The 8590-nt window shown below is 72.1% G+C and carries 7 protein-coding genes; 4 read left to right on the top strand and 3 right to left on the bottom strand.

Features of this window, described 5'->3' with window-relative positions:
- Positions 1-5: 5 nt before the first annotated feature.
- Entirely contained in the window at positions 6-467 is a 462-nt protein-coding gene (locus SMA5143A_RS18515) for an NUDIX hydrolase (RefSeq protein ID WP_107464019.1), read from the bottom strand.
- Positions 468-790: 323 nt separating this feature from the next.
- On the opposite strand from SMA5143A_RS18515, the gene SMA5143A_RS18510 reads away from it, so the two are divergent.
- Together SMA5143A_RS18510 and SMA5143A_RS18505 are read left to right on the top strand one after the other, a co-directional pair.
- Positions 791-1771 (top strand): LuxR C-terminal-related transcriptional regulator, encoded by a 981-nt coding sequence (locus tag SMA5143A_RS18510; RefSeq protein WP_099964548.1) that lies wholly within the window; start codon positions 791-793, stop codon positions 1769-1771.
- Between the two features lie 260 nt (positions 1772-2031).
- Positions 2032-2268, top strand: a complete 237-nt coding sequence (locus SMA5143A_RS18505) for a hypothetical protein (protein ID WP_107464018.1) — start codon at positions 2032-2034, stop codon at positions 2266-2268.
- A gap of 265 nt (positions 2269-2533) precedes the next feature.
- Here SMA5143A_RS18505 and SMA5143A_RS18500 read toward each other — a convergent pair whose 3' ends face one another.
- Positions 2534-3706 carry a hypothetical protein gene (locus SMA5143A_RS18500; RefSeq protein ID WP_146193915.1) on the bottom strand — a complete coding sequence of 391 codons (1173 nt, stop codon included), beginning with the start codon at positions 3704-3706 and terminating at the stop codon, positions 2534-2536.
- Position 3707: 1 nt separating this feature from the next.
- Positions 3708-4337 (bottom strand): RNA polymerase sigma factor, encoded by a 630-nt coding sequence (locus SMA5143A_RS18495; RefSeq protein WP_258193598.1) that lies wholly within the window; start codon positions 4335-4337, stop codon positions 3708-3710.
- Between the two features lie 355 nt (positions 4338-4692).
- Between SMA5143A_RS18495 and SMA5143A_RS18490 the strand changes: the two genes are divergently transcribed.
- Positions 4693-5709: an aspartate-semialdehyde dehydrogenase gene (locus SMA5143A_RS18490; RefSeq protein WP_107464017.1), complete on the top strand. Its 1017-nt coding sequence runs from the start codon at positions 4693-4695 to the stop codon at positions 5707-5709.
- 203 nt (positions 5710-5912) lie between these two features.
- Positions 5913-8495 (top strand): aminopeptidase N, encoded by a 2583-nt coding sequence (gene pepN, locus SMA5143A_RS18485; protein WP_107464016.1) that lies wholly within the window; start codon positions 5913-5915, stop codon positions 8493-8495.
- The last annotated feature ends 95 nt before the right edge of the window (positions 8496-8590 follow it).

Below are 8590 nucleotides of genomic sequence, written 5' to 3'. Positions count from 1 at the left end.
ACGCCCTAGACGGTGTCCGGCGGTTCCAGGTGGCCGTGGGGCGGGCGTCGGCGCCACAGAGTCAGGCCCACGTCCACGAGGCCGACGCGCTCCAGGGCGGGGACCTCCTCCAAGGGGTGCCACGCGGCCATGTCCGTCGAGCCGTTGGTCTCGTGGCGCAGGGAGCCGCCCGTCACGCGGGCCTCGTAGACGAGGCGGAGGCTGTGGAAGGCGGCGCGGGAGGCCAGGCGTCGGGAGCGGTCCTCGGTGACGGAGTCGACGCCGAGGAGGGCGGTCGGCTCGACGGTGTAGCCGGTCTCCTCGTCGGCCTCGCGGATGACGGTGTCGTAGGGATCCTCACCGTGGTCCATGCCGCCACCGGGGAGGGTCCAGCGCTTGGTGCCGTCCCGGGCGACCCAGCGGGCCAGCAGCATCTGTCCGTCCCGTACGCATACGGCGTAGGCCGCCACCCGCAAGTCCTCGCGCATGAGGAGACGTTACTCAACGGATGCGGGGAAGGGGCGGGTGCTCCCCACGTGGCACCCGCCCCCTGGCGACGGGGGGCGGTCGGCGCGACGGCCCGTCCCCCCGTTGGACGGGCCGCCGCACATCGGTGCGTCGCGCCCTTCGATCTTCAGCCGGGGCCCCTTGCGAACACCAGGGGAACGGGGTGGCCGCAATGCGCCATGGCACTGTCGTGCCTGCCCTGTAGCCTTCGCCACAAGACCCCAGATCCACCGCGAAATCACCACGGACCGAACTAGGATTCCCGTCCGGGGCAAGAGGGGGTGGGGAGGCGAAAGGGCCGACTGTGCTGGACGAATTCCTGGAAGCGGACACCGAGGCCGTCAGCGTCTACCGGAGTCTGCTCACCAACCCGTCCTGGACCCTCCACGACGTCGGGCGGCACACGGGCCTCACCGAGGACGAGGTACGGGCGGCCGTGGACCGGCTCTCCGACCTCTCCCTGCTGAGTCCCGTCACGGACACGACGTACCTGCCGATGAACCCCGAGACGATCCTGGGACCGGTACTGCGCCGCCGTGAGGCCCAACTCGACGCCGAGCGCGCCCATCTGTCCCGGCATCAGGCGGTGGTCGCCGAATTCACCAAGGAATACGCGGCGTTGGGGCTGCGGCACACCGGGGGCGCGGAGCACCTGGTCGGTGTGAACGCGGTCCGCACCCGGCTGGAGCAGCTGTCGCGGGACGCGGTGCAGGAGGTCTGCACCTTCACACCGGGCGGCGCCGTGAGCGCGGCCGGCCTGGAGTCGGCCCGCCCCCTGGACCAGGAGTCCTTCGACCGGGGCGTGCGGATGCGCTCCGTCTACCTCGACAGCGTCCGCAACGACCAGCCCACCTCCGACTACGCGACCTGGCTCACCTCCATGGGCGGACAAGTGCGCACCGTGCCCGCGCTTCCGATGCGGATGATCATCTGCGACCGTGAGGTCGCGGTCGTGCCGGTGAACGCCGAGGACAGCCGCCAGGGCGCGCTCGTCGTCCGCTACCAGGGCGTCGTACAGGCCCTCGCCGAGCTGTTCGAGCTGGTCTGGGCGCAGGGCGTGCCCCTGGGCGCGGAGGCGCCGGCCGCGGTGGGCGACGGGGCGAGCGAACGCGACCGGGTCCTGCTGAAGCTGCTGTCCGAGGGGATGACCGACCAGGGGATCGCCCGCAAGCTGGGGCTGTCGGTGCGTACGATCAGACGGCTGATGTCGGACCTGATGAAGCGGCTGGACGCGCAGAGCCGGTTCGAGGCGGGCGCGGAGGCGGTACGGCGGGGCTGGCTGTAGCCTCAGCCGTCCGACGGGGCCGGCTGTGGCGTCAGCCGTACGGCGGGACCGGCTGTGGCGTCAGCCGTACGGCGGGACCGGCTGTGGCGTCGCCGCCGGGATCCCTCCGCCGAGAACTAATCGCGGTCGCGGTGGCCCTGTCCGGCCATGGCCGCAAGCGGCCATCGTGGGCACCTGCGTTTCGGACCGTGATCATCCATGATCGGTCATGGCCCTTCACAGGGCCCTCACCTGTAACCCCTCACGAAAGAGGAACGGTTGTGCATTCCTCGACGCGCTCCCGGCGCATCGGCGTCCTCGCCCTCCTCGGTCTGGGTTCCGCGGCGGCGGCCCTCGTCCTCGGCACCGCTGTCGGCGCCCCGGCGGGCGCGCGGCTGGCCGCCGACGACGCCGTGACGGAGATCGTCGTGCCCGCCAAGCCGGACAAGGGCGGCGTGCAGCCCGGTGTGGTCGTCCCCGGCCACAAGGAGACCTGGACCTGGGACGACCAGGACTGACCTGACCGCCGGTCACCCACGTCGCGCCCCAGGCTCGAGAGCACCCTGGGATCGGACGACCCGACCCCGGGGTGCCCGGCGGTGCCGCTGCCGCTCAGGCCCGCCGGAATACGGCCCGCCGGTTTCCCCGGCGGGCCGTATGCGTGTGCGGACACATCAGCGGGGGGTGTACGTCGGCCGGGACGAGCGTCCCTCCCACGGGCAGGCGTCGGGCGTCGCGGTGCCCCGGGGTCGGCCTGTGGTGACGACCGCCCCCGGGCCCTCCTCACTCACACGTCTCGCCCTCCGCCTCCGGCACCGCGGTCTCGATCCAGGCTCGCCGGCTGGCGATGCCGGACGGGTCGGTGGTCCACAGGTCCGGTTCGGCGCCGTCGCGTGGGATGCCGACGAGGGCGCGGTCGCCCTTCTTCACCTGCGGTTCGATGTCCTGGGCCAGCGGGAAGACGATCTCCTTCTGGCCCCGGTCCGGCTTGTAGTAGCGGTCCACGTCGAGGGTGACGCGGTCCCGCTCGGTGCCGGGTACGGGTTCGACGGAGACGACGGTGCCCTCCACGATCAGGCGGGCGCAGGCGACGTCGTAGCTCTCGGGACTGGCCTGCGTGTCGGGGATCCCGCTGCCCGTGCTGCCCTTCGATCCGTCGTGCAGGCTCCCGCTGTCCTGCTGCTTGCTGTCGGCGCTGTTGGAACTGTCCGCCGAGCCCCCGGCGCCCGACTGGACGACGACCACACCGAGACCCACGACGACGGTGGCGGCCGCAGCCGCGGCGAGCGTGCCGAAGGCGACGGTCAGCGCCCGGCGACGACCGCGGGGGCGGGCCGGCCGCGTCGGCAGGGGCCTCACCGGCGCGACGGGGGCCGTCTCGGGCGCGGGCCGGCGCCCGGTGACCGTCTCGGCCCCGGCCGCGTCCCCCGGCCGCGCGGCCACGGGTCGCCCCGGCGGTGCGCCGGCTTCCGCCTCCGATTCGCCCGCACCGGTGTCGGCCCCGGCCAGGGCGTCGCCGATCAGCCCCAGCTGCTCCCGCAGCAGCAGCACGTCGGCGGCCGCCGCCCGCCGCGCGGCCATGAACTCGCCGTCGGCGAGCGCCTCCTCCGGCAGCGGCTCGTCCAGGAGCGCGGCCATCAGGGCGTCCATCCCTCCGTACTCGGCACCCTCGAACACGGCTTCCTCGAACTCGGCGTCGCCCTCGAAGGCGGCTCCCTCGCGCGCTGCCCCCTCGCGCACAGACCCCTCGCGCACAGACCCCTCGCGCACCGCTCCCTCACGCACTGCTTCCTCGGCGTCGGCGCTCCGGACCGGAGGCGGCCCGGCCGGCCCGCCCTCGACCGAGCCACCCTCCGCCGAGCCACCCTCCGCCGAGCCGCTCTCGGTCGCGGAAGCGGCCTCGAACACGATGTCGTCGGGTTCGGTGTCGTGCCGGTTGTTGTCCCGGGCGGCCATGTCACACCACCTCGTCCTCGTGCAGGCGGGCGCGCAGGGCGCGGACCGCTGAGTGGAGCCTGCTCTTGACCGTGCCCTCGGGGATACCGAGCTCGCCCGCGATGTCCCGGACCGGCAGGTCGGCGTAGAAACGCAGGACGACGACCTGACGCTGGGCGTCGGGCAGCTCGTCCAGGCCGCGGGTGACGGCGAGCGAGAGCACGCTGGAGTCCTCGCCGGAGGGGTGCTCCAGCTGGCGCAGCGAGGCCAGGCGCTCCCCGAGGCGCTCCTGGCGGCGCTTGGCGCGGTGCCAGTCCATCGCCAGGTTGGAGGCGACCACCGCCGCCCACGCGGACACGTCCCGCGGTGCCTCCCGGCCGCTCGCGGCCCGCTCCAGCAGCCGCAGCCGTACCTGCTGCACCCCGTCCGGCAGGTCCGACTGCGGGACTCCGCCGAGAGCGAGCACCGCGCGCACCCGCCGCTCCTGGGCCGCGTCCAGCGGATCCACCCCCGTGTCGCCCGCTGCCGCCGGGCCCGTCACGGCGGCCGGCGGTTCACCCCCGCCGCTCGTGGCCCCCATGACCGACGGGGCGCCGGGCACCCGCAGCGGATCGTCCACCTCCTGGACGCGGCGCGCCTTTCTGCGCAGCACAGCCACCCCTCCCCTCCCGCGTTTCCCCTACGACGCCGGGCCGGGCCGAAACGTTCGGGCCCGTCCATGACTTTCCGGCCGACCCGCAGAGGCGTACGTCACACCTTCGCGTGCACCTGGTGCCGGCGGGCAGGGGGGAGGCAGCACAGCTTGCGGCACCGAGCCCCCGCAGGGCGAATATCTCCAGCTCAGACGGGGTGGCGGCCGAAGAACCGGGCGCGGTGTCGCCGTCTCGCGCGTCCCATTCCCCGAGCGCCGGGGGCAAAGAATTGGACAGGCGGACCGGGACTCACCGCATGATGGAAACGCCTCGGTCATGCAGCAGACACAGACAAGCCACGTAAAAGGAGTCACCGTGAGGGTCGGAATCGTCGGAGCCACCGGTCAGGTCGGCACGGTCATGCGCAGGATCCTCAAGGAGCGGAACTTCCCGACGGACGAGCTGCGTCTGTTCGCCTCCGCCCGCTCGGCCGGTTCGGTCATCGACGGCGTGACCGTCGAGGACGCGGCGACCGCCGACTACTCCGGTCTCGACATCGTGCTCTTCTCCGCCGGTGGCGCGACCTCCCGCGCGCTGGCCGAGAAGGTGGCCTCCCAGGGCGCGGTCGTGATCGACAACTCCTCCGCGTGGCGCCGCGACCCCGAGGTGCCCCTGGTGGTCTCCGAGGTGAACCCGCACGCGATCGCCGACCGCCCCAAGGGCATCATCGCCAACCCGAACTGCACGACGATGGCCGCCATGCCGGTCCTGCGTCCGCTGCACGAGGAGGCGGGCCTGGAGGCGCTGGTCGTCGCCACCTACCAGGCGGTGTCCGGCTCCGGTCTCGCGGGCGTCGCCGAGCTGCACGGCCAGGTCCAGAAGGTCGTCGCCGACGCGGACAAGCTGACCCACGACGGCGCGGCGGTCGACTTCCCCGAGCCCGGCGTCTACAAGCGGCCCATCGCCTTCAACGTGCTCCCGCTCGCGGGTTCGATCGTCGACGACGGTCTGCACGAGACGGACGAGGAGCAGAAGCTCCGCCACGAGTCCCGCAAGATCCTGGAGATCCCCGGCCTCAAGGTCTCCGGTACCTGCGTCCGCGTCCCGGTGTTCTCCGGGCACTCCCTCCAGGTCAACGCCCGCTTCGCGCGTCCGATCTCCGTGGAGCGCGCGACCGAGCTGCTCGCCGGCGCGCCGGGTGTCGCCCTCTCCGACATCCCGACCCCCCTCCAGGCCGCCGGACAGGACCCGTCCTACGTGGGCCGCATCCGCGCCGACGAGACCGTCGACCACGGCCTCGCCCTGTTCGTCTCCAACGACAACCTGCGCAAGGGCGCCGCGCTGAACGCCGTCCAGATCGCCGAGCTGGTGGCGGCGGAGCTGAGCGCTTAACCGACGCGGACACGAGTGAGGTGAAGGGCGCCCGCCGGACTGTGGTGGGCGCCCTTCACCGCGCCCGGCAGGACGCCCCGGTTGTTCCGCTCGACCGAATCGTTCGCCCCGTGTGAAGGCCTCCGTGTACTCCTGCTCCAGCTGTGTCTGCCGTCGGCCCGTGGAAGGATGACCCAACCCACACATAACGAGGAGATGACCGCGTGCCTGGCACAAACCTGACCCGCGAAGAGGCTCAGCAGCGGGCGGAGCTGCTCAGCGTTGACTCGTACGAGATCGAACTCGACCTCACCGGCGCGCAGGAGGGCGGCACCTACCGGTCCGTGACCACGGTGCGCTTCGACGCCGCCCGGGGCGGCACCGAGACCTTCATCGACCTGGTGGCCCCGGCGGTCCACGAGGTGACCCTGAACGGTGACGCGCTCGACCCGGCGGAGGTCTTCGCGGACTCCCGGATCACGCTGCCCGGCCTGCTGGAGGGCCGCAACGTCCTGCGGGTCGCGGCGGACTGCGCGTACACCAACACGGGTGAGGGTCTGCACCGGTTCGTCGACCCGGTCGACGACCAGGCGTACCTGTACACCCAGTTCGAGGTCCCGGACGCCCGCCGGGTGTTCGCGAGCTTCGAGCAGCCGGACCTGAAGGCCACCTTCCAGTTCACCGTGAAGGCGCCGACCGGCTGGACCGTCATCTCCAACTCGCCGACGCCGGAGCCCAAGGACGACGTCTGGGTCTTCGAGCCGACGCCCCGGATCTCCACGTACATCACGGCGCTGATCGTCGGCCCGTACCACTCGGTGCACAGCGTGTACGAGAAGGACGGGCAGAGCGTGCCGCTGGGCATCTACTGCCGTCCGTCGCTGGCCGAGTACCTCGACTCCGACCACATCTTCGACGTGACCCGGCAGGGCTTCGAGTGGTTCCAGGAGAAGTTCGACTACGCGTACCCGTTCCAGAAGTACGACCAGCTGTTCGTGCCCGAGTTCAACGCGGGCGCGATGGAGAACGCGGGCGCGGTGACCATCCGCGACCAGTACGTGTTCCGGTCGAAGGTGACGGACGCGGCGTACGAGATGCGCGCCGAGACCATCCTGCACGAGCTGGCCCACATGTGGTTCGGCGACCTCGTGACGATGGAGTGGTGGAACGACCTGTGGCTGAACGAGTCGTTCGCCACGTACACGTCGATCGCCTGCCAGGCGGCCCACCCCGAGTCGCGCTGGCCGCACGCGTGGACGTCCTTCGCCAACTCCATGAAGACCTGGGCGTACCGGCAGGACCAGCTGCCGTCCACGCACCCGATCATGGCGGAGATCCGCGACCTGGACGACGTCCTCGTCAACTTCGACGGCATCACGTACGCCAAGGGCGCGTCCGTGCTGAAGCAGCTCGTCTCGTACGTCGGCGAGGACGAGTTCTTCCGGGGTGTGCAGGCGTACTTCAAGCGCCACGCGTACGGCAACACGCGCCTGTCGGACCTGCTGGGCGCCCTGGAGGAGACCTCCGGCCGCGACCTGAAGACCTGGTCGAAGCAGTGGCTGGAGACCGCGGGCATCAACGTCCTGCGCCCCGAGATCGAGACCGACGAGCACGGTGTCGTCACCTCCTTCGCGATCCGCCAGGAGGCGCCCGCGCTGCCCGTCGGCGCGAAGGGCGAGCCGACGCTGCGCCCGCACCGCATCGCGGTCGGCCTGTACGAGCGCGACGAGGACAGCGGCAAGCTGGTCCGCGACGAGCGCGTCGAGCTGGACGTGGACGGCGAACTGACCGCCGTGCCGCAGCTGGTGGGCAAGCGCCGCCCGGCGGTCGTCCTCCTCAACGACGACGACCTGTCGTACGCCAAGGTGCGCCTGGACGAGCAGTCCCTCGCCTTCGTCACCGAGCACCTCGGCGACTTCGCGTCCTCCCTCCCCCGCGCCCTGTGCTGGGCCTCGGCCTGGGACATGACCCGCGACGCCGAACTCGCCGCCCGCGACTACCTGTCCCTGGTGCTGTCCGGCATCGGCAAGGAGTCGGACATCGGTGTCGTCCAGTCGCTGCACCGCCAGGTGAAGCTCGCGATCGACCTGTACGCGGACCCGGCCGGCCGTGAGGCGCTGCTGACCCGCTGGACGGACGCGACCCTCGCCCACCTGCGGGCCGCGGAGCCGGCCTCCGACCACCAGCTCGCCTGGGCCCGCGCGTTCGCCGCGACCGCCCGCACCCCCGAGCAGCTGGACCTGCTGGAGGCGCTGCTGGAGGGGACGCAGACGATCGAGGGGCTGGCCGTCGACACCGAGCTGCGCTGGTCGTTCGTCCAGCGGCTCGCGGCGGTGGGCCGCTACGACGAGGCGGAGATCGCCGGCGAGTACGAGCGCGACAAGACGGCGGCCGGTGAGCGTCACGCCACCTCGGCCCGTGCCTCCCGCCCGACCCCGGAGGCCAAGGCCGAGGCCTGGTCCCAGGTCATCGAGTCGGACAAGCTTCCGAACGCCCTCCAGGAGGCGGTCATCGGCGGCTTCGTCCAGACGGACCAGCGCGAACTGCTCGCCGCGTACACGGACAAGTACTTCGAGGTCGTGAAGGGCATCTGGGAGTCCCGTTCCCACGAGATCGCCCAGCAGGTCGCCATCGGCCTCTACCCGACGGTCCAGGTCTCCGAGGAGACGCTCCGCAAGACGGACGCCTGGCTCACCTCGGCCGAGCCCAACGCGGCCCTGCGCCGTCTGGTCTCCGAGTCCCGCTCGGGTGTCGAGCGGGCCCTGAAGGCCCAGGCCGCGGACGCGGCGGCGGCCTCGGCGGAGTAGTCCGGCGCGGGACGCGCTCCCCGGCCGCGCGACGAGCGGCCGGTCGTACGACAAGCAGGGGCGCCCGGTGGTCTCCACCGGGCGCCCCTGTCGTG

Source organism: Streptomyces sp. MA5143a, from assembly GCF_900290235.1.
Lineage (GTDB): Bacteria > Actinomycetota > Actinomycetes > Streptomycetales > Streptomycetaceae > Streptomyces.
This window is presented reverse-complemented; position numbering and strand designations above follow the sequence as displayed.